We start from the raw sequence: 21,466 nt of genomic DNA on the forward strand, positions 1-21,466 counted from the left end.
AGGAGATCACTCCCCATGAGTCTCAACCTCGGAAGTATTCTGCAAGCGAGTTGCGCCGATCGACCTGACTCCAAGGCGCTCCGGCTGGGCGAGTTCTCGATGAGCTACGCCGAACTCGATGCGGCAGCGCGCGGTGTTGCCAGCGCCCTGGCTGAGCGCGGCATAGAGGCCAACGACTGCGTTGCGGTCTTGATTCCGAATGTTCCCGAGTTCACGATTGCCTACTTCGGCATCTTGTACGCCGGAGCGACGGTTGTTCCCATCAACGTCCTGGCCACCGCGGTCGAAGTCGACTACTTCCTGCGCGACTCGAAGGCCAAGATGTTGATCGCCCACAAGAATTTTGAAGATGTGGGGACAAAGGGTGCAGCGCTCGCGGACGTTCCCTGTGTGAGCGCCGGCAACGAGGGCGAGGGAACTCTCGCCGAGCTGATGGCGAGTTCGCCGGTCGATGGCATCTACCCCACATCACCGGACGACACTGCGGTCATCCTCTACACGTCGGGCACCACGGGAAAACCCAAGGGCGCGGAACTCACCCATTCGAACATCCTGCTCAATTGTGCAATCGTGTCGCCCAAGCTCGTGCCCGTACCCTTGGGACAGGCAAACTACCTCGCGACCCTCCCGCTCTTCCATTCCTTTGGACAGGTGGTCGTACAGAACGCCAGCATCTCCAGCGGTGGCTGCTTCAGCCTGTTGCCTCGTTTTGATCCGGGCCAGGCGCTCGAGATCATCGAGCGCGACAAGATCAACGTGTTTGCCGGAGTTCCGACGATGTACTTTGCCATGCTGCATCACAAGGGCGATCGCAGCTACGACGTCTCGAGCCTGGAGTTCTGTTTGACCGGCGGTGCGCCGATGCCGATCGAAGTCATGAGCGCCTTCGAGAAGAAATTTGGCGTCACGATCTTCGAGGGCTACGGGCTTTCCGAAACTTCACCGATCGCGAGCTTCGGCACCCTCGGTCGACCGCGCAAAGCGGGATCCATCGGTTACCCGGTTTGGGGAGTCGAACTGCAGATTGCGGACGAAAAAGGCAAAGCACTCCCGGATGGGGAGCGGGGCGAGATCTGCATTCGAGGGCACAACATCATGAAGGGTTACCTCGGTCGCCCCGAAGCCACCGCAGAAGCATTCGAGGGCGGCTGGTTCCATTCGGGAGACATCGGATATCGCGACGACGACGGCTGCTATTGGATCGTCGACCGCAAGAAGGACATGATCTTGCGCGGCGGCTTCAACGTTTATCCGCGAGAAGTCGAAGAGGTCCTCTATGCCCATGAAGCGATCGCGGAAGCTGCCGTCGTGGGCGTGCCCCACGAAAGCCACGGAGAAGAAGTCAAGGCCGTCGTGTCCCTGCTCGCTGGCAAGACCGCGAGCGAAAAGGAAATCATCGCCTTCTGCAAAGAGCGGCTCTCGGCTTACAAATATCCCCGCACCGTAGAGTTCGTGGACGCCCTGCCCAAAGGACCCTCGGGCAAGATTCTCAAGCGGGAGTTGCGCTGAAGGTTTTGTGGTAGCCGGTATCGGTCGCCCGCTGCTCGGGTCCCGCATTCGGATCCCATGAGTGACGCTCAGCCTATCCGGTGACGGTCAGGCGGATTACTTGTTCACGTCATCCAGTGTGGCCGCTGCGTCCTCGGCGCGTCCACGTGGTTCGCGATGTTCTTTGCGGCGCGATCGCATGTGTCGCACCTGTTGTTTGAAATTTTCTAGTGCGTCGTGAAGTGCGCGCTCCATCTTGGGTGCGCTGCGACTGGCGACGATCTCTTGTCCTCGAGCATCACAGGTGATTTTGACTTCGTGCTCGGTGTGGCCCCAGTGGCGGGATGGGTTTCCGGAAATTCTGATATCGAGGAGGTCGTTGTGTCCTTGGTCTGCGAGGGCGTGAATGCGCTCCTCGATTTCAGCTCGTTGTTTGTCTCCTACGAATTTGGTCTGGTGCCAATGTATTTGCAAGTGTTCTCCTTTCCTGTTCGGTTGAGAGTGGCTTGCTGCTGCGCATCTAACAATCGATACCGAAATTGAAAGCGCCGCGCCTCGTCGGTTTTTTGCCCGGATCAGTGCGCTTTTGGTCGCAACTCTCTCTCAAATTTCTCGGGTTCGATACGGACATTCTTGAGGGGGAATCGAGGCAGGTGGTTTTAACTAGTGGCTGAGTCGCCCCTGTATAGACGCCGAGAACAGGGTGAACTGAAACTGCTGCCCAGCTGCGCGCAAGCCGCGCAGCTGTGAAAAGTCTCGCAGCGGAACCGGAGAAAAGAATCACCTGGGCTCGGATTCTGGTTCGAGGTTGGCGTCGGCAATTTCACCTTTCTGGATGCGCCTCTCTTCTTCGCGTTCCTGGCCTTCCATATACAAGTCGCTCAAGCGTTCAGCGCTGATGTTTAGGAAGAGGGCATCGGCAGATGCGGTGAGGCGATCTTCCGCAAATACTTTGCCACTCACATAGGTCTTGCGTCCATCGACGCGATCAATTTGGGCCTTGAAGTGGAGTTCGGTGTTGAGTGGGGTCGGGCGTTTGTAGTTGACCGTCAATTGCGCGGTCATTCCCGGATTGCCGGTGAGGGAATAGACGTAGCCCAGCACTTCATCGAAGGCGGCGGAGATGAATCCGCCGTGGACACAGGCGGGTGGGCCTTCGAACGCCGGACCAAACACCACGCTGCCGTCTACCGTCATCTGGTCGCGATCTGCCATTAGCGAGATTGGCGGTGAAAGTGGGTTTGCGAGGCCGATCAGTGGACTGTGGTCGAAGAACGCCGCGGCATCCCCCGACAGGGCAGTCTCAGCCCAACCTTCGTACTTGGTGCAGTTGGGATATTCGGCGAGTCGCTTGGAATAACGCTCGAGAGCGTCGGCGGCTTCTGCCAGATCCGCTTCTGGCGCATCGATCACAACCAGTCGCTGGATCACTTTGCGCATCGCCTGGGCGAGCCGTCGGCGCTCCGCCCAAGCGCCCGTGGCGTTCATCGAACTCGCATCCCAATGGGTGAATCTCCGTTCTTGGTCGCTATCGATGCTCACTTCGGAGATTCCCCGCTGTTTGATTGTGTGACGTTGGACAGCATCCAATGGATCATCGGCTCGCCGTACCGGTCGATGAACTCCAATCCTTCTGCAAAGAGTAGATCACTGCAATTGGGGTCGCGATGATTCACAGGAACGTCGATTCCCCGCTGGAACGAATACCGAAGTTGTTTCGAGCGGCAGCAACTGAGATTTTTTTCAAAGAACCGAATGTGGGTGACCGGATCTGTCACGTTTGAGCGCTTTTATGTCGTGAACTGGAACTCAGCCCCCCTAGAACTCTCAACGGCGGAAACCGCACGGAGTTCTTGGCAATGACAACACCAGCAACAGCACCAGTAACGACGCCAATAACAACAAAGAGGACGCCCTAATGATGGCACTCAGAAATTCTCCGAAATCTTGCGAAGTCTGTGGATCCTCGGCGATCCAGCACGACGAGGTCTTCGCTGCGGGTCGGCTGCTCCTCAGCCAGTGCGATCGCTGTCACCACCGCTGGACCCAGGCTCGACCGTTTCCGGTCGCGCCCCAGCTCGCCCTCACACGCCGGGTTTCCGTGGCGGAGGTCGCGATGGCTTCGTGATATTGTTTCCCCATGCGCCTGGTTCTGTACACCGGTAAGGGCGGAGTGGGGAAGACTACGACGGCCGCCGCGAGCGCGCTGTGGAGCGCCTCCCAGGGTAAGCGGACTCTGCTGATTTCGGCGGATTCTTCACACAGTCTGTCCGATGTGCTCGATCGAAAGATCGGCCCCGAACCCATCGTCATCACTGACAACCTGAAGGCGGTCGAAGTCGACTCTCGGGTCGAGATGGGTCGCCATTGGGGCAGCATCAGCGACTTTCTCGTTTCGCTGTTTCGCTACCAGGGAATCGAAGGCGTGGTGGCAGAGGAACTCGCCCTGCTGCCGGGTGCCGAAGAACTCACGACCCTGCTCGCGGTAGATCGGTTTGCCCAGTCGGGCGAATTCGATTTTGCCGTCGTCGACTGCGCCCCGACCGACACCACATTGCGACTGCTGGCACTGCCCGATGTGGCGCACAGCAGCCTTCGCTTGTTGCTCAAGATCCAGCGTGCGCTCGCGGGGGTCATGACTCCCCTGGCGCGGAACTTTGTCTCGATGCCACTACCGAGCGCCGATGTGTTCGCCGAAGCCGAGGCGTTGCTCTACGCCAAGTTGCGAGCATTGCGGGCCCGAATCATTGATCCACAGACGAGCGTTCGTCTCGTTGTCACCACGGAGAGAATGGTGATTGAAGAAGCGCGGCGGGCTTTCACCGACCTATGTCTTTTTGGGCTCCGCTGCGACGCCGTCGTGGTCAATCGCCTGTTGCCCGAAATCGCTATGCGCGAGCCGTTCTTTCGCGAGTGGGGTGAAGTTCAAGAAGAGCGGCTGGCGGAGATCAGCGAACTATTCGCTCCGCTCCGATTGCTCCCCGCCGTTCTCGGAGAGGAAGAAATCATCGGCCCGGAGTCGCTGCTGGATCACGGTCGTCGACTCTTTGCCGACTGCCGACCCGACGACGTGCTCTCGAGTGCCCGCGCGATTGAATTTCACAGCGAACAGGGTCGCTACTCGGTTTCGATCCCGCTCCCCGGCGCGACCCTCGACAGTGTCGAGATCACCAAGGTGGAGGGCGAACTCCTGGTCCGGACAGCATCAGTGTGTCGTGCACTGAGGTTGCCGCGCCGCATGGCAACGCTCGAGGTGACCGAGGCACATCTGCGCGATGGGATGCTCTCGGTCTTCTTTCGCAGCGAGCAGGCCCAGGGTGACGTCGATGATGCCTGCGGCCCCCATTCCCCCACGCCGGCGCAGGGGCCTGATCCGTGAGGGTTCTCCTCCATATGGGCAAGGGCGGAGTCGGAAAGACGACGCTTTCATTGGCGACGGCGCTGGGTTGTGCACGCGCGGGGCACCGGGTGATCGTGTTGTCGACCGACACCGCTCATAGCCTGGGAGACGCTCTTGGCCGCCCGGTTGGCCCGAAGTCCGTCGACATTGCAGAGCGCGTGGTCGCGCGCGAAGTCAGCGTGTTCGAAGAACTCTCGCACTCATGGTTCGAAATTCAAAACTGGCTGCGTGAGCTCTTGCGCGATGAAGCCGACGAGATGGTGGTCGAAGAACTGCTGGTCTTTCCCGGTTTGGAAGAGCTCATGGCTCTGCGAGCCGTGTGCGAAGTCGAAGCCAGCGGTGAATTCGACGTCTGCGTCGTGGACTGCGCGCCAACCGGTTCGGCCCTGCGCATGCTGCGCTATCCAGACGTGCTCGAGATCTTCATGGAGCACTTCTTCGAGTTCGAGCGAAAGGGCGCCCAGCTCCTCCGCCCTCTGCTGAATGGTCCTCTACTCAGCGGCATCAACGCTGGGCGCTTGTTGCCGAGCGAAGAGTTTTTCGTCGCATTCGAGCAGCTCTATCGCGAAGTCTCGGATGTGCGTAAGATTTTGATGGACAACACACGAACGAGCGCGCGACTCATCGTCAACCCGGCCCAGGTCGTGATCGCAGAATCTCGGCGAACGTACGCGTATCTCGGCCTATACGGTGTTGCGACCGACGCGGTGCTGATCAATCGGGTTTTGCCGAGTTGTGCCGCGGATGGCTATTTCGCGCGCTGGGCGGAACGCGAAGCAACCGGATTGGCCGAGATCGCTGAATCGTTTCCGATTCCCCAATTCACGGCGCCCCTACACAATCGAGAGATCATCGGAATTCCCGCCCTCGAACAGCTAGCGAGCGAAGTCTACAACGCGCGAGATCCCGCCGAGGTCATGACCCGTGCCCGGCCATTTCGCGTGCGAAAACAGGGTCGGCAGACGCTGTTGGAAATTGATCTGCATGGAATCGAAAAAGACGAGATTGAGCTTCTCAGCACCGGAAGCGAGCTTCATCTACGGGTGCGCGATGTCGCGCGGCGTATTTCTTTACCCTCGTCGATCGCCGGCAAGCCGATTGCGCGTTCTCATTTCTCGCAGGGGGTGCTGCATGTTCTTTTCTGCGACTGAGATGGGCCGATTTGTTCGACTCGTGCAATCCGGCGTGGTAGCCTCGCCGCGCGTGAGCCTCAGCCGGATCCAGCCCCCCCGAGGTCCCTCCAGGTCCCAGCTGAGCTAACGGCCTTGTAACTAGAAAGAAAGATCTAGTGACTGGAAAGAGGCCCGACGATGAACACGAAGGACGACCGGACAGCCAAAATGGGGTTATTTAGCCACGTGTGTTCGCGTTTCCACTGCGGTCTACCTTCCCCGAAACCAATTCAGTCATCAAATCGATCAATCCGAGTTAAAGACAGAACCCCCCGACCCGAAAAGAAATGTGCAAGTTCTTGAATCGGAGCGCGTTAGGTCGGAAGAAATCGCATGTTCATTCATGCGCAGGGTGAGCGCCGAATGCACCGTGGGGCACGGTGCGGCACCGCTCTGGAAACTCAGGGGTCGCTATCGATATGCATGTTAATTGCGGAATGAAACGGGCAAAAGCTCGTGGCGTGCCGGGGAAAAGGGGGCGATCGCGTCGAGCGATGTTCCGTTTACTTTCTTCGGTGTTCGCCATTGGGTTTTGCGCAATGTCTACAGCGGCCGTTGCTGCTGAAGTCGTAGATATGCGACTGGGACGACATGCGGGCTTCACGCGAGTCGTATTCGAACTCGACGCGCCCGCGGGTTATAGCCTGGAGCAGAACGTGCTCGAAGACGGGAGCACAGAACTCGTAGTGACCCTGGACGCGAGTGCTGTCGACCAGGAAAAGTCGCTTGACAAGTCGCTGGTCAAGGGAGTTCGGCTCACCGGTAAGGGCAGCCAGTCGGTGGCGCGCATTCGTCTCGGCGCCGGCAAGCTGCGGGTCAAGGAGATGATCCTCGGAAGCCCGCCGCGAATCGTATTGGATGTGCTCGCACCGGCTAGAGCTGCAAAGACCGCGAAGGCAGACACGCCAACGACTACACCGACGGGAAAGGCTGCTCCGGCGGCTGCGCCGCCCAAGATCGCAAGTGTGTCGCGGACCACGTGGCAGGTCGAAGCCAACCCTCCGGTTGCTTCGCTCAATCACGGTGCGGTGCCTGGGCGGGTAGCAAAACCATCCGCGGTCGCACCTGCGGCAAGGCCCGCTGCGAAGCCAACGGCGGTTGCTCCGGCAAAGCCCACTGCGATGGTCGCCAAAAAGCCTCCGGTCGTTGTGCCCAAAGCGCCCGCAAGGACTGTGGCTGTAGCGCCAAAGACATCGGTCACCGTGCCGGCAAAGACACCGCCTCCACCGGCACGTCAGAAGCCTGCCAAGAACACGCGTTCGATGCCCACCGCGCCGGCTGCAATTCCTCAGTCTAAATCGCTGCTCACGGCCACCAACATCGGCGGAGGTCTGGCACTGCTGGGTCTAGTCGGTGGCGGCACGTTCTTCATGATGCGTCGCCGCGGTGGTGCGGAACTGCTCGACGAAGATGATTTAGAGCAGGATCCGTTCTCGACCGACAATCCGTTTGCAGAGATCAACGACGCTTCGGAACTCGTCGATGCACCCTCGCAAGCGGAAGAAACAGCGGAGATTCCGATTGCGACTGTTGTGGACGAATTCGACTCGGACACCGCCGCTGAAGACGCGGATATCCCGGTGGCAAAGGTATCTGCCGACTCGGGACCCGGAGAAGGTTTATTCGATACCTCGGTGACGGAATCACTCGCAGCCGAAGACACGGACACACCAGTCAATATGCCCGACGCGCCAAGCGCCGAAGGCTCAGGAGACAACATGGAAGCCTACGGAGATTCGACGGAAGATACGGTCGTGAACACGATGCCCCCGATTCCGGGTGCTGGAGACAGCTCGGACACGATGCGCATGCTGCGCGAGTTTGAACAGCGCATGGCGGCGATGGAAGCGCGGCTCGACGAAGTCAGTGAAGCGAAGGAGCGACTCGAGCGACAAGTCGCGGCCCAGACCGAGGAACTGCGGGTACAGCGTGCCGCAATTGCACGAACCCAACGCGCCCTGCGAAACCTGAGCCGACCCGACGACGAATCGCCGACGGAGCCAGCACTGCGGGATTCGAACTCCTAGTCGCAAAATCAGTAACGCGAATTGACCTGCCCCTCATCATCGAACTAGCTCTAGTGAGCTCGAACGAGGTGGGGGGCTCGTCATTTGTGGAGCAGGGTTGCGGCTCAAGCTTCGAGGTCGCAAAGAATGAGCGCGCCGGTGGCGCCGCCGAACTCGCAATGGGGAAGGAACAGTGGCTTGCGGCCCATGTCATGGGTTCTCGCGGCCAGGACATCGCGCAAGAAGGGGTTGCCGCGCAAGGTCGATCCGCCAAACACGATCTGCTCTGCTTTGCTCACATAGGACAAGCCGCCACAGATCAGACCGACATTTTCACCCACGAGCCCGAGAATTGCGGCGGCGAGATTCTCTGGTTCTTTGCCGCCCGACGTATCGCTGATCGTGCCGAGCTTGCCGAATGAGGCAGCGGTGAGATCGTCGGGCAAGTTGATTTCACCGGGGCGATAGATGTCAGACACCATCAGGTCAACGCGGGTCCGGTCCCCAGCTTGGGCAAGAGCGCAAATCTCATCAAAGTCATGGGTCCCGATCATGGCTTTCGCCAGACCCAGGATGGTTCCGCCCCCGATCGCCGTGCCACCTATGCGGGTTGTCGAGTCGCCGTCCATCAGCAACACCGAGGTTCCGGTGCCGAGCGAGATCAACAGGCTGGGAGAATCGCCCGACCAGGCTTCGGCATCGAGCAGTCGCCGGGCCCCGGCGCCCCAGGAAGAAAACTCGTCGTGGCGCTGGCAGGGAATGTCCAGCAGTTCGGCGAGCCGCGAAGCTCCGCCGCCGGTCAAACCCACGTGTTCGGGCTCGAGGGAGAGAATGCGCTGCTTGAGCCGATCGATTTCGGGAGCCGGGAGGCATTCGAAATGCAACTGACCACTGGAGTCGCGGAACACGATTTTTGCCAGGGTGGCGCCCAGATCGACTCCCATGGCGCAGGGCGCTTTTGGGGCTGGACTGTGAACTACTGTGTCCTTCACTTCATCCATTCTGGGGAGACCGCCGCGAGTTTCGAATAATGTCTTTCGGAATCCATCAGTTACAATCGCACACCGGATATCAATCGAGATGTATACCGCGTTTTACGGGCTTTTCGAAAAGCCCTTTTCTCTGAGCCCTGACCCTCGCTACCTGTTCTTTGCGGATTCTCACCGCGAGGCGCTGGCACACATGCGCTACGGGATCGATCAGGGTGAGGGCTTCATTGCGGTGACGGGTGAGGTGGGGATGGGCAAGTCGACCCTGTGTCGCGCGTTGATCGAAGAGCTTGGCCCCGAAACCGAAGTGGCGTACCTGTTCAATCCTCCGCGCTCCGCGACCGAGTTGCTGCAGGCGATTGCTCACGAGTACGGACTCGATCCGGCCGGACACCAGCGCCACGCGCTCAACGATCAACTCAACCAATTTCTGCTCGAACGAAAGCGCTGCGGCCAACAGGTGCTGTTGGTCATCGACGAGGCCCAGAACCTCGACGCACACGTGCTCGAAGAAATTCGCCTGCTGTCCAATCTCGAGACTGCCAACAGCAAACTGATCCAGATTGTGTTGTTGGGTCAGCCGGAACTCGACCGCAAACTCGACTCCCATGAGTTGCGCCAACTGCGCCAACGCATCAGCGTCCGCTGGTTTTTGACGCCGCTGACCCGGGTCGAGACCAGCGCCTACGTGGCGCATCGACTCTATGTTTCGGCCGGTGGAGAGCGCCCAATCTTTACCTCGAGCGCCCAACGAGAAATTTACAAACGCTCGGGTGGAGTCCCTCGTCGGATCAATCTTCTGGCCGACCGAAGTCTGCTGGCCGGCTACGGCGCAAATGCTGCGCGGATTGGCCCCGGCATCGTGCGTCAGGCGGCGCGCGAGATTGACGAAGGTGGGCGAATCAAAAAACCGCGCCGCACATCGCTTGTCGCTCTGCGGATCGCCATGGCCCTCGGGTTGTTCGTGCTCGCGGGAGTCCTGGGCAACTTGGTGGGACACTCCGATTCATTGCGCAGTCTGGTCGCCGTAAATTTCGGCTCGCGAACGAATTTGGCTCCGGTATCCGCAGCGAAGACGGAATTATCCCCCGAGGAGACGGCATTCGGAGCGTTGAACGCCGGGGATTCGATTGAACAAACCGGCCCCGTGACGACTCCCATTCCTGCGCCCTTGACTCCAGGACCAGACACCAGTGGCATCCCCGCAGCCGAGTTGGAAGGTGCTTCGATCCCTGTTGAAGCGCCTGAATCGGACACCCTGCGCGGCAGCAAGGCCCTGACACCCGGACCGGTGGGAAGCCGCGCCGAACGCCTGCGCAATACCCTGTTGCCCGGGAGTTTTTTGGGACGCCTGCTCGATCATCAGGACGCAGCCGCGGGGCGCGCAATTGCCCTCAACGCGATACTCGCTTCTTTTGATCTCCTCCCCGCGTTGGACACTCCATTGGATGACCAGGACATTGCGACCCACCTCGAAGGGCGCGGTCTCTCGGTGTTGCGAGTTCACGGTGCCACCCTCGAAGAACTTCGCGCGATGAACCACCCAGTGATGCTTTCGCTGCGCACCGAACAAAGAGGATTGCGCAGCGTGGCGCTGCGACATCTCGACAACGACAGTGCGTTGCTCTTCGGGGTCACCGGCCTCGATTCTCTGAAGGTTCCCGTTGTCGAAATTGATCACCAGTGGGATGGCGAGGCACTGATCGTCTGGGAGAAGCTCCCTCGCGATCAGGGCCCGCGGCTGCTCGACCAGAGAGGTGCAGGATGAGCACGATCCTCAAAGCACTCCGAAAACTGGAAGAAGACCAACCCGAGCGGCCCGGGGCGAGCTCCATGGAACTCGACCGTCAGATTCTGGCTCGGGGCCGGTCCCAGGGAGGCAGCGAGAGATCGCGACCCTGGCGGCGTGTCGCTCTGGTGGTGACCGCGGTGCTGTTTTCGGGAGTTGCGGGTGTAGGGGTCACCCTCGTGGCACTCTCCTATTGGCAGACGAGCCTGTTTGCTTTGCAGAGCGAAGCGATGACGGCCGATGTCGAGATGGAAGACGCGGCCAAAGTCATGGCCGATGTCGCAGCCGCACCGAGTGACTTCGCTCCTGCATCCACGCCAGATCTCGCAGAACAACCCAGCGTCGTGATTGTGGCGGACGTATTGAAGCGGCGAGACACCGCGTTCGATGAAACTGCTGCGTCGACATTTGATCGTGTCGAGTCGGCCGAGTCGACACCAGTCGCCATATACAACCGCCAACAAGGCCCGATTTCGCGACTGGCGGCCGCGCGCGAAGCGCGCATGACCCGCGCACCCATAGATGTTCGGTCGCAGGTCGCGTACGAGGAACCCGCGCCAGCCGAACCCGAACCCGTTCAGATCGCGGCGGTGCGAGTCGAAGTTGCGCCGGCAGAGCCCTTGCCGGTTCCCGTGGTGCAGGATGAACCGGTCGAGGCATCAGCCCCTCCTGCATTGCCCGAGATCGCGCGTGAACCCGTGCCGTCAGTCGCGGTGGTGAGCACCGTCTGGCATCCGAGGCGTGAGCGCCGCCGCGCCGAATTTTCGGTCGAGGAAGGTGGCGAGATTCGAACCGTGGAGCTGCGCGAGGGCGATTTTCTCGGACCCCTGAGACTCAGCGAGATTGGTCCCATCGGTGTCACGTTTGAACTCGAAGGCGTGGAAGTCGAGCACCGGGTCGGCGGTACGCGCAGATAACCCGAAAACTGCAGGCTGGTGACTTGGGCGCACATAGATGGACAGGCGCTGGGGATCAGTGAATCGAGACCGTACCGTTCGAGGTGCGGAGCTTGATCATCGGGCCGCCGAGCCCGAGCTTGCCGCGAACCCGACCCGCGCTTTGAGGGATGTCGGAATCTATCGTGCGGTCGTTGCGGATCACGCCGTTGTCGACGCGAATGTCCATTTCAGCGTCGAGATCTTTTGGAAGATCGAGCACGATGCGTCCGTTGCTGGTCGCGAGCTTGACGCCGTCCTCTGAAAGTTTTGCGACCGAAGCGCGAATCGATCCGTTCGAGGTCATGGCGTCGATCCCGCCCGTGTGATCGTGTAGCTCTACATTGCCGTTGCTCGACCGCGCCTCGAGCAGGCCGCAGGTATGCTCGCAGCAGACCTTGGCGTTGGCCGCGCTCAGGGTCAGATCGCCGATCACGTCCTGGATACAGACGCTGCCGTTATCCGAACGCGCGTGGACGTTGGCCCGCATGCCGCAAACGTTGACCTTGCCGTTCGCAGACGAAACTTCGATCTGTACATGATTTGGAATTCGAATCGTGAGTGCCACGCGACCGTGCCGATTCCACTTGCGCGGAATCTCGATGTCAATTTCCAGGATGCCCGCCACCTCTTCCGCGCTGACGCCCATCGTGCCGATCAACTCTGCCGCCGCGATCGGACATTCGGCCCGAGCTTGCTTGGTGGCCGTCACTTCGATGTCGTCACGCTCCTCGCCGATGATCGCAGTTCGGCCGTTGGCGTTGTGAATGTGAACGACGTTCTTTTCCGGCACCTCGAGCAGTAGGGTTTCTTCGCCCTCGGCCGCTTCGCCCCAGGGGATCCCATTCACCAGGCCGCGGAGAAATCCGCCGAGCAAACCGTTCGAAAGGCGGGTTCCCGATCGTTCGCCGCGTCCGTGCTGATGGGCGCCCACTACCAGACACTCGCAGGCGCGCAAACGTGACGTGGGTGAGGGCGCGGTCTAATGATACGTGTGGTCATCATCTTCCCTTTTTCTTTCACGGCGCTCTTCTTCGTGAACCGCGCGCAGCTTCTGGCGCATCTGGTAGCGACGCCATTTCAACTTGAGGGTAGCGATTGTCGGTGCACCGGGGGTGCGCCCCTCGCGCACGAGATACACCCAGCCGACCAACACGCCGCCCAGGTGTCCGACGTGGCTCACGCCTTGTTGGCCAGAGCTGAACTCCATGAAGAACAGAAAAGGAATCAACCAGATCGCCTTGATGGGGATCGGCGGAAAGATGAGTTGGATGGTTCGATTGGGCCAGGTGAGGGAATAGGCCAGAAGACATCCCATGACCGCGCCCGAGGCGCCGAGGGTTGGAATCATGAGTGCGTGGGTCAGCGGGCTGATGCCCATGATCACCGGGATAAAGGGCACGGTCGCAATCAGGAATCCGGCGCCGATGCCACATATGAGGTAGTAGCGGATGAAGCGTTGCTCACCCCAGTGGAGGGCCATCTGGCTGCCGAACATCCACAGGGCGAACATGTTGAAAATGATGTGAAAGGGAGAATTTACGGAGTGGAGCCACATGTAGGTGAACGGGCGCCACAACTCGAAGTTGAGCCAGACCGAAGCCGGCGAGACGACCGCCCAGTCGGACACGAGTCCTTTGGTCAAATACTGAGCGATGAAGACCACGCCGTTCGCGATGATCAAATTCTTGATGATGTTTGGAGTTACCGGGGGTCCGAACCCCATCTGGTTACCTCGGCCGTACACAAATAAGCACTCCTGATCTCTGGACTCGAGGAACCTCTACAGGCTCAAGCGTGATGGGGGTGGATCTATTCGTCGTGACGAATCGACTGGCAAACGTGCCTCGGGTTCGTCCAAAGGCGGGGCGCCTCACCCAACGGACAAAAAAAGGCTACGGATTCTGGCTAGTTCCGTCAACGTTGGCCGAAAATGAGCAATTAGCCCGTTTCAGGCGCCGGCACCATCGAGTCGGCCCAGGAGTCGCGCGGCTTTTATCAGCGCAATGATGCTCTTTGCATCGGTCAGTTCCCCGGACCAGATGAGCTCCAGGGCACTTTCGAGGGTCATGGGCGCCTGCTCGATGATCTCGTCGTCCTCTAAGGCTTGAGGGACATCCTCGAGGTCGAAGGCGGCAAACAGGTAGATTTGCTCGTCGGTGAAGCCCGGGGTAGTGAAAATCGACCCCAGAGGCTCGATGCGGCCGGCCTTCTTGCCGGTTTCCTCCTCGAGTTCTCTACCTGCACAAATTATGGGCTCTTCCCCCGGTTCGAGTTTGCCCGCGGGTACCTCGAAAATCGTTCCCCCGGCCGCGTGCCTGAATTGGCGGATCAGCAGCACGCGATCGTCGTCCAGGAACGGAACCACCGCAGCTGCGCCCGGGTGACGGATCAGGTCGAGGGTGGCCGTGCGGCCGTTGGGAAGCACGACCTCCTCGGTCACCATCTCGAGAAACTTGCCTCGGTATCGCCCCACCACGGCCATGACGCCTCCTTTTCAATACGCTGTGAGGGTAGCCGCAGGGGGGTTGGCGCGGCAGTCTGTTGTTGTGGTGTTGTTGTGTGGTGTTGTGGAGTGGTGGGTGATGCAGCGCTCACCTGGCGGGTCGAAGGAGTCAGACAGACGTGGCGAATCGAATGGAGCGACCGGCGACGATCGCGCTGGCGGATCGAAATGATCGTGTGGGTTGGGTGCTCGAAGCCCTCTACCGGGTCGGGTTGGGTACGGAAACCGGCGGTGCGGTGATCGCGCCTCCCCACCCGCTGTACGGCGGCAGCATGGATTCACCCGTCGTCAATGAAATTGCCTTTGCCTGTGAGAAGGCCGGCATTGCGAGTCTGCGTTTCAACTGGCGCGGGATCGGGGCCAGTACCGGGGAAGCGAGCGGCGCTCCAGAAGACGCACGCGAAGACTACTGTGCGGCGCTCGACTTTCTCGAGGAATCCGTATCCCCACCCCTGGTCGCGGCGGGCTATTCCTTCGGAGGCATCACGGCAGTTGTCGCTGCAGATCGCACAACCGTCCGTCGGCTGGCCCTCGTCGCGCCACCGCCCTCCATGCTGGATCGTTCCCGCCTCGAAAGCTTCAAGGGCAAGGTATTCATCGCGGTGGGAGATGACGACACACTGGCACCAGCACGCGAACTCGAAGAGATTGCCAGGGGACTGGATCGCGTAAATTTCGAAGTACTAGACAAGACCGACCACTATTTCGTAACAGGACCCGGCCTAAAAGACCTATGCTCCAGACTCACAAACTGGCTCGAAACCTGACCCCCAATCGACAGCCTCAACCAACTCCACACCCCTACAACCAATCCGGAAACGGCAACCCCTTCTCTTTCAGGAATGTGGGATTGAACATCTTGCTCTGGTAGCGAGTTCCACTGTCGCAAAGCATGGTCACAATCGTGTGTCCCGGCCCCATCTCCTTTGCGAGTCGAATCGCTCCCGCGACATTGACCCCGCTAGAACCGCCGACACAGAAGCCGTCCAGTTTGAGCAAGTCGAAGACGATCGGCAGCCACTCTTCGTCGGGAATCTGGTACAGCTCGTCTAGAGGGGTTCCTTCGATATTGGCGGTGATGCGTCCCTGGCCGATGCCCTCGGTGATGGAGGTTCCGCTCGACTTCAGTTCGCCGTACTTGAAGTAGCTGTAGATTGCGGCGCCCATCGGGTCTGCGAGTCCGATCACGACGTTTTTGTTGCGCTCCTTCAGCGCCATCCCCACTCCGGAAAGCGTCCCGCCGGTGCCCACTGAACAAATGAACCCATCGACCTTGCCGTCGGTCTGATTCCAGATTTCGACCCCCGTGAAATCGAAATGGGCCTGGCGGTTGGCGAGGTTGTCAAATTGGTTCGCCCAGATTGCACCGGCTTCTTCGGTCTTCGAGAGTTCTTCGGCGAGGCGTTGCGAGACGTGCACGAAGTTTTCGGGGTTCTTGTACGGCACCGCCGGGACTTCGCGCAGATCTGCTCCGCACAGCCGGAGCATGTCCTTCTTTTCCTGGCTCTGGGTGTCGGGAATCACGATCACCGTGCGGTACCCCAGAGCATTGCCCACCAACGCCAGGCCGATCCCGGTATTGCCCGCGGTGCCTTCGACGATGGTTCCGCCCGGCCGGAGCTCTCCCTTCTTCTCGGCATCCAGCACGATCGCCAATGCGGCGCGATCCTTGACGGAACCGCCCGGGTTGAGGAACTCGGCCTTGGCAAGAATCTCGCAACCGGTGAGATTGGAAACCCGATCCAGCCGAATCAGCGGCGTATTCCCAATGCTGCCAACAAATCCAGAACGCGTATCCATGCTTTGACTCCTGCTCAATTGTTCTTCTGCTCAGGCGCGTTGACTGCTCACTGCGACGGTTTCGCCGGTCATGTACGAAGAGTAGTCACTCGCGAGAAACACCATCACGTTGGCGACTTCGAACGGCTGTGCCCCCCGGCCAAAGGCTTCCTGGGCTTCGAGCTGGTCGAGGGTTTCTTTGGGTGTGGTCTTCACCAGGAAGGGGTGGGTCGCGAAGCTCGGGGAAACTGCGTTGATGCGAATCCCGTATTCGGCGGCTTCGAGAGCTGAGCAACGAGTGAGTGCCATCACGCCGGCCTTGGCCGCCGCGTAATGTGCCTGACCTACCTGAGCACGCCAGCCCAGCACCGAGGCGTTGTTTACGATCACCCCGCTCTCGCGCTCCATCATGTGCGGCAATACCGCACGTGTCATTCGGAATGTTCCCGTCAAAGTAACGTCCAGTACCGTGTGCCATTGCTCGTCGGTCATGTCTACGACGTTCGCCGTACCGCCCAGGCCCGCGTTGTTGATCAGGACGTCGAGTTGGCCGAACTCGCTGATGGCGGTTTCGACCAGCCCCCGGACGTCTTCTTCCTGTGTCACATTGCACAGGCGAGATGGCACGCGATCGCCAGCGAGCTTCTCGAGAGTCTCGGCCGCTTCGGCGAGCCGGCGCTCGTGGATGTCGCTGATCATCACCCGCGCACCTTCTTCGATGCATTTCTTTGCGGCTGCAAAGCCGATCCCCTTCCCGGCGGCGGCAGTTACGAGCACCGTCTTTCCGGTGAGCAGGCCGTGTCCCTCGACATAGGGGGGCGGAGTTTTGCTCATCGCCAGTTCTCCTTTTGGAATTCTCTCTGGGCTTCAAGTCGGGCGCGGTTCGCGAGGCATACCCAGTGCTCGCTCGCTGATGATGTTGCGCTGGATCTCGTTCGACCCGGCGTAGATGGTGTCCGAGCGGGTAAAGAGATACATGCGCTGGAGCGCATTCAACTGGTATGGCGCCCCCTCGGTAATTTCAGAGTGGGCACCCATCACGTCCATTGCGAGTTTGCCGAGATCTCGGTGCCAGGTGGCCCAAAAAATCTTGGTGATCATCGACTCGCGGCCCGGGACACCGCCCTCGTCACGACTGAGCGTCCGGAGCGCGTTGTACCGCTGCAAGCGCAGGCCAATCCAGGCGTTTGCGATGCGCTGTCGCATCACGGGGTCCTTGGCTTTTCCATTGCGTTTGGCGATCTCGATAATCTGTTCGAGTTCGTTGTTGAACAACATCTGTTGGCCGAGAGTAGAAGCGCCGCGCTCGAAGGCGAGGGTGCCCATCGCCACTTTCCAACCGCCATTTTTGCCGCCCACGATGTTGTCCGCAGCAGTTCGGGCATCATTGAAGAAGACTTCGCTGAACTCGGAATCGCCGGTCATTTGTTCGATCGGGCGGATCTCGACGCCAGCTTGATCCATCGGCACCAGGATGTACGAAATCCCGCGGTGTTTCGGCTGCGCTTCGGGATCCGTGCGGCAGACCACGAAGCACCAATCGGACCACGCCGCGCCAGAGGTCCATACCTTTTGCCCGTTCAATACCCATTCGTCGCCCATGAGCTCGGCCCGGGTTTGCACGTTGGCGAGATCCGAGCCCGCGTTGGGTTCGCTGTATCCTTGACACCATATGGTTTCGCCTCTCAAGATGCCGGGCAAGAAGCGCTGTTTCTGTTCGTCGGTTCCGAAGTGGATGAGCGTGGGAGCGAGCAAGCCTTCACCGATGTGTCCGACCCGGGCGGGTCCCTTGGCCCGGGCATACTCTTCGTAGAAGATCACCTGCTGGTTCAGGCTCAGGTCGCGCCCACCGACATCCTTGGGCCAACCGATGCCGATCCAGCCGTCTTCCCCCAGTTTCTTTTCCCAGGCGTGGCGTTCTTCGAAAAGCGCGTTTTCGTCACCGGGACCCCCGCGTCCCATGACGCTGTGAAAATCGCCCTGCAGATGTTGGGACAGCCAGCTCGCGATCTCGTCTCGGAAGACTTCGTCTTCTTTGCTGAAGCGGGTATTCACGATGGGGCGCCGCCAAACTTCGCGATGACTTGTTCGCTGAACTCACCCAGGCTGCGCTTTGCGGATTCGAGGTCCGGTTCCACCGATGCGATCAGCATTCGCTGGGCGCCCGCTTGTTCGATCTCGAGAGCCATGTCATGAGTGGCGGCTCCCGAGTAGGTGAGTTCGATAGCGCTCGGGTCACGCCCCGCTTCGCGCGCCGATGCCTCGACCACCTCGAACAACTTGCCCAGTTCAGAAATGCTGCCGCCCAGCGGGAGGAAGCCATCGCCGAGTCGTCCGGCCCGACGCGCGGCAGCCTTCGAATGGCCGCCGATGTGGATCGGGACTCCGCCTTTCTGCACCGGTCGCGGGTTGCACTTGACCTCGCTGAACGACACGTACTTGCCCGAGTAACTCGCGATGGGGTCGCGCCAGAGAACCTTCATGGCTTCGATGTATTCGTCGGTTCGAGCTCCGCGATCCGAAAAATCGGTGCCCACAGCTTCGGCTTCTTCCTTGAGCCAGCCGATGCCAACCCCCAGGATCGTGCGCCCTCCGGAAAGAGCATCGAGACTCGCGAGTGTCTTCGCGTAGGCGACCGGGTTGTGCTGGGGCAGGATCACCATCGCCGTGCCGACGATCAGGCGGGTAGTCTGTGCGGCTGCCCAGGTATTCCAGATGAGCGGATCGGGAATGTCCGCGTCGGGGATCGGCATGCGACCGTCGGCCGCGTATGGGTAACGCGATGTGTAATGCTCCGGCATCACCACGTGCTCGACGGGCCAGACGGATTCGAAGCCCAGGTCTTCGGCGAGGCGGGCGAAGCCCGATGCGTATTCGGCGGTCGCGACCGGTGCTGCGTAGTAACCGGGAATGATTCCAAACTTCATGCTTGGGCCTCCTGGACCGGGTCAGATCGCTCGCCGCACTGCTACTGCCCGCCGCACTGCCCGCATTGTAGGGAGCGGGGGAGTGCGGTACGGCAGGTACGGATTCTCGAAGAGAGCTTTACGTTACGATACGATACGACCCGCGTGCAAGCCTGTGGGCCGCGTCCCGTCCTCCAGGTGCCCGACGTCCGACGAGAGACGAGACCCACTTGGCAGAACGATCGGTCCGCATTCAGAGTCCCCGCCTTTGAGTCAACGGAGCCCCCGACCCATGGAAGAAACCATTCCGCGACTCGTCTTTGGCGCAGCCGAGCGATTCGCAGATGCGCCCGCGATCGAGGACGAGGGTGTCGTCACGAGCTTTCGCGAGCTCGCCGATGCGGGGCTCGGTGCTGCGCGCGCGTTCATCGCCGCGGGCATCTTGCCCGGAGATCGCGTTTGCGTGTGGGCTCCGAATCTGTGGGAATGGGTGGTTGCCGCGATCGGTATCCAGATGGCGGGCGGCGTGTTGGTCACGCTGAACACGCGATTGAAGGGCAGCGAAGCCGCGTACATCCTGCGCAACAGCGGCGCAAAAATATTGTGCACGATGGGCGAGACCCTCGGCAGCAACTTTCTCAACATCAAGTACGTCGAGATGCTCGCGAGCCAGGATCTTCCGGATCTCGAACGCATCGTGACCCTGCGCGGAGAGGCTGCAGGTACCGTGGGTTGGAGTGATTTTCTCGCCGAGGGTGCGCATGTTTGCGCGGACGTAGCCCGTGAGCGAGCGCTTGCGGTCAAGCCCGACGATCTGTCGGATCTTCTCTTTACTTCTGGAACCACCGGCAGTCCCAAGGGCGTGATGAGCTGCCATGGGCAGAACATCCGCGCCTTCATGTCCTGGAGCGAAGTCGTGGGGCTGCGCCAGGGTGATCGGTACCTGATCGTAATGCCGTTCTTTCATTCTTTTGGCTACAAGGCCGGATGGCTCGCATGTCTGATGCGGGGGGCTACGGCGATCCCCCATCAAGTTTTCGACGTCTCGGTCATTCTCGAGCGCATCGCCAGGGATCGCATCAGCGTGTTTCCAGGTGCGCCAGCCATTTATCAGAGCATGCTCGCCTACCCGGATCTCGCAAAGCATGACATCTCGTGTCTGCGCCTCGCGGTCACCGGCGCGGCACCGACACCGGTCGAATTAATTCACCGCATGAAGGACGAACTCGGCATTGAGACGATCATTACCGGTTACGGGCTCACCGAGACCTCCGGCATTGCGACGATGTGTCGCTTCGACGACGACCCCGAGACCATCGCAACGACTTCAGGCCGGGCGATTCCCGATGTCGAGGTGCAGTGCGTGGACGAGCACGGCAACGAAGTGCCGCGGGGCGAGCCGGGTGAAGTGTGGGTGCGCGGGTACAACGTGATGCGGGGCTACTTTGGCGATGCCGCAGAAACCGAAAAGACGATCGATCGCGAGGGTTGGCTCCACACGGGGGATGTCGCGATCATGGACGACGCTGGCTACATCAAGATCACCGATCGCATCAAGGACATGTACATCGCCGGTGGCTTCAACTGCTATCCGGCGGAGATTGAAAGCGCGCTCTACGGCAGCGGGGAGTACGCACAGGTCGCCGTGATCGGAATTCCTGACGAACGCATGGGGGAGGTCGGGATGGCGTTTGTCGTTCCGGCGCCCGGTGCGAACCCGACGCCGGAGTCGGTGATTGCCTGGTGTCGAGAGAACATGGCGAACTACAAGGTTCCGCGCCGGGTTGAGATCGTGTCGGAACTGCCGGTTAACGCTTCGGGCAAGGTGACTAAATTTGTTTTGCGCGAGCTTGCGGCGCGGGGTTAGTGGGTGTGGAGGCCGCGGAGGGCCAGGTCGACCATGGGGTCGACCATTTCGGGTTTAATGCGGCCGCCCTTGAAGAAGAGGGTGACTGCGATGGGACCTACCACGAGGTCGGCTGCCAGTTCGAGGTCGATGTCGCTGGCGAGCTCTCCGCGCTCGCGAGCGCGTTCAAAGGCGGCGATCAGTGGGCGTCGCCGATCGATGGAAACTGGATCGAAAAGCACTGAAAGTTCGGGGTTGTGGAAGCGCTCGCCCGCCAGGCTCGGGAGCACGGCTGATAGCGCGGTTGAGTTGAAGACCTCGAGGTAGCGTCGAAGCATTTTCTTCAAATCGTCGGCAAGGTTTCCCGTGTCGCAGTCTTCGAACCCGGGTAGCTGTCCAAAGGCTTCGACGATCAATGGAAGCTTCGAAGTCCAGCGGCGATAAATTGTCGCTTTTCCCACTCCCGCACGATTCGCCACGCCTTCGACGGTCAGCGCCGAAAAGCCGAGTTCGACCAGTAGCTCGAGGGTGGCGTCGAGAATCGCCTGATGGGCCTCTTCGCTGCGGGGCCGGCCCGCACTCGAATTCGCGAGATTGTCTGCACTCATTGCCGCCACTCCAATCCAAGGCCAATCCGCATTACGATACAG

The 21,466-nt window shown here is 60.3% G+C and carries 20 protein-coding genes; 9 read left to right on the plus strand and 11 right to left on the minus strand.

Going from position 1 to position 21,466, the window contains the following annotated elements; genetic code table 11:
• Window positions 1-15: 15 nt before the first annotated feature.
• Window positions 16-1,509, plus strand: coding sequence for a long-chain fatty acid--CoA ligase (locus IH881_10345; GenBank protein ID MCH7868083.1), 1,494 nt, complete (start codon window positions 16-18; stop codon window positions 1,507-1,509).
• A gap of 96 nt (window positions 1,510-1,605) precedes the next feature.
• On the opposite strand, the gene IH881_10350 is transcribed toward IH881_10345, so the two are convergent.
• The gene (locus IH881_10350; GenBank protein ID MCH7868084.1) at window positions 1,606-1,962 is read right to left on the minus strand and encodes an HPF/RaiA family ribosome-associated protein; all 357 of its coding nucleotides are present in this window, start codon (window positions 1,960-1,962) and stop codon (window positions 1,606-1,608) included.
• 306 nt (window positions 1,963-2,268) lie between these two features.
• Window positions 2,269-3,030, minus strand: a complete 762-nt coding sequence (locus tag IH881_10355) for a PaaI family thioesterase (protein MCH7868085.1) — start codon at window positions 3,028-3,030, stop codon at window positions 2,269-2,271.
• 376 nt (window positions 3,031-3,406) lie between these two features.
• Between IH881_10355 and IH881_10360 the strand changes: the two genes are divergently transcribed.
• The 4 genes from IH881_10360 (at window position 3,407) to IH881_10375 (ending at window position 8,087) form a co-directional block, all read left to right on the plus strand.
• On the plus strand, window positions 3,407-3,616 hold the full coding sequence (locus IH881_10360) for a hypothetical protein (GenBank protein ID MCH7868086.1): 210 nt from the start codon (window positions 3,407-3,409) through the stop codon (window positions 3,614-3,616).
• A 12-nt stretch (window positions 3,617-3,628) separates the two neighbouring features.
• Window positions 3,629-4,867, plus strand: a complete 1,239-nt coding sequence (locus IH881_10365) for an ArsA family ATPase (protein MCH7868087.1) — start codon at window positions 3,629-3,631, stop codon at window positions 4,865-4,867.
• Window positions 4,864-6,039, plus strand: coding sequence for a TRC40/GET3/ArsA family transport-energizing ATPase (locus IH881_10370; protein ID MCH7868088.1), 1,176 nt, complete (start codon window positions 4,864-4,866; stop codon window positions 6,037-6,039). The genes IH881_10365 and IH881_10370 overlap by 4 nt, the downstream gene beginning before the upstream one ends.
• Before the next feature lie 560 nt (window positions 6,040-6,599).
• On the plus strand, window positions 6,600-8,087 hold the full coding sequence (locus tag IH881_10375; GenBank protein ID MCH7868089.1) for a hypothetical protein: 1,488 nt from the start codon (window positions 6,600-6,602) through the stop codon (window positions 8,085-8,087).
• A 104-nt stretch (window positions 8,088-8,191) separates the two neighbouring features.
• Here the strand turns inward: IH881_10375 and IH881_10380 are convergent, their stop codons facing one another.
• On the minus strand, window positions 8,192-9,058 hold the full coding sequence (locus IH881_10380) for a hypothetical protein (protein ID MCH7868090.1): 867 nt from the start codon (window positions 9,056-9,058) through the stop codon (window positions 8,192-8,194).
• Between the two features lie 88 nt (window positions 9,059-9,146).
• Between IH881_10380 and IH881_10385 the strand changes: the two genes are divergently transcribed.
• Together IH881_10385 and IH881_10390 are read left to right on the plus strand one after the other, a co-directional pair.
• Window positions 9,147-10,823, plus strand: a complete 1,677-nt coding sequence (locus IH881_10385) for an AAA family ATPase (GenBank protein MCH7868091.1) — start codon at window positions 9,147-9,149, stop codon at window positions 10,821-10,823.
• A complete protein-coding gene (locus IH881_10390; GenBank protein MCH7868092.1) occupies window positions 10,820-11,761 on the plus strand; it encodes a hypothetical protein in 942 nt (313 codons plus the stop codon). Before IH881_10385 ends, IH881_10390 begins: the two co-directional genes overlap by 4 nt.
• 55 nt (window positions 11,762-11,816) lie before the next feature.
• On the opposite strand, the gene IH881_10395 is transcribed toward IH881_10390, so the two are convergent.
• From IH881_10395 to IH881_10405, 3 genes are all read right to left on the minus strand, one after another.
• Entirely contained in the window at window positions 11,817-12,713 is an 897-nt protein-coding gene (locus tag IH881_10395) for a DUF4097 family beta strand repeat protein (GenBank protein MCH7868093.1), read from the minus strand.
• 48 nt (window positions 12,714-12,761) lie between these two features.
• The gene (locus IH881_10400) at window positions 12,762-13,505 is read right to left on the minus strand and encodes a rhomboid family intramembrane serine protease (GenBank protein ID MCH7868094.1); all 744 of its coding nucleotides are present in this window, start codon (window positions 13,503-13,505) and stop codon (window positions 12,762-12,764) included.
• Window positions 13,506-13,730: 225 nt separating this feature from the next.
• Window positions 13,731-14,264, minus strand: a complete 534-nt coding sequence (locus IH881_10405; GenBank protein ID MCH7868095.1) for an NUDIX hydrolase — start codon at window positions 14,262-14,264, stop codon at window positions 13,731-13,733.
• Window positions 14,265-14,404: 140 nt separating this feature from the next.
• Between IH881_10405 and IH881_10410 the strand changes: the two genes are divergently transcribed.
• Window positions 14,405-15,052, plus strand: a complete 648-nt coding sequence (locus tag IH881_10410; protein ID MCH7868096.1) for an alpha/beta fold hydrolase — start codon at window positions 14,405-14,407, stop codon at window positions 15,050-15,052.
• Between the two features lie 34 nt (window positions 15,053-15,086).
• Here IH881_10410 and IH881_10415 read toward each other — a convergent pair whose 3' ends face one another.
• The 4 genes from IH881_10415 to IH881_10430 are packed head-to-tail and all read right to left on the minus strand — an operon-like array spanning window position 15,087 to window position 18,991.
• Entirely contained in the window at window positions 15,087-16,085 is a 999-nt protein-coding gene (locus IH881_10415; GenBank protein MCH7868097.1) for a cysteine synthase A, read from the minus strand.
• Between the two features lie 30 nt (window positions 16,086-16,115).
• Window positions 16,116-16,898: an SDR family oxidoreductase gene (locus tag IH881_10420; protein MCH7868098.1), complete on the minus strand. Its 783-nt coding sequence runs from the start codon at window positions 16,896-16,898 to the stop codon at window positions 16,116-16,118.
• Window positions 16,899-16,931: 33 nt separating this feature from the next.
• Window positions 16,932-18,119, minus strand: coding sequence for an acyl-CoA dehydrogenase family protein (locus IH881_10425; protein MCH7868099.1), 1,188 nt, complete (start codon window positions 18,117-18,119; stop codon window positions 16,932-16,934).
• Window positions 18,116-18,991 carry an LLM class F420-dependent oxidoreductase gene (locus IH881_10430; GenBank protein MCH7868100.1) on the minus strand — a complete coding sequence of 292 codons (876 nt, stop codon included), beginning with the start codon at window positions 18,989-18,991 and terminating at the stop codon, window positions 18,116-18,118. The genes IH881_10425 and IH881_10430 overlap by 4 nt, the downstream gene beginning before the upstream one ends.
• Window positions 18,992-19,262: 271 nt before the next feature.
• On the opposite strand from IH881_10430, the gene IH881_10435 reads away from it, so the two are divergent.
• A complete protein-coding gene (locus IH881_10435) occupies window positions 19,263-20,837 on the plus strand; it encodes a fatty acid--CoA ligase family protein (protein ID MCH7868101.1) in 1,575 nt (524 codons plus the stop codon).
• On the opposite strand, the gene IH881_10440 is transcribed toward IH881_10435, so the two are convergent.
• Complete coding sequence (locus IH881_10440) at window positions 20,834-21,424, minus strand: TetR/AcrR family transcriptional regulator (protein ID MCH7868102.1); 591 nt, start codon at window positions 21,422-21,424, stop codon at window positions 20,834-20,836. The genes IH881_10435 and IH881_10440 overlap by 4 nt on opposite strands.
• Window positions 21,425-21,466: the final 42 nt, after the last annotated feature.

The sequence above is a fragment of the Myxococcales bacterium genome (assembly GCA_022563535.1).
Classification (GTDB): Bacteria; Myxococcota_A; UBA9160; order UBA9160; family UBA4427; genus DUBZ01.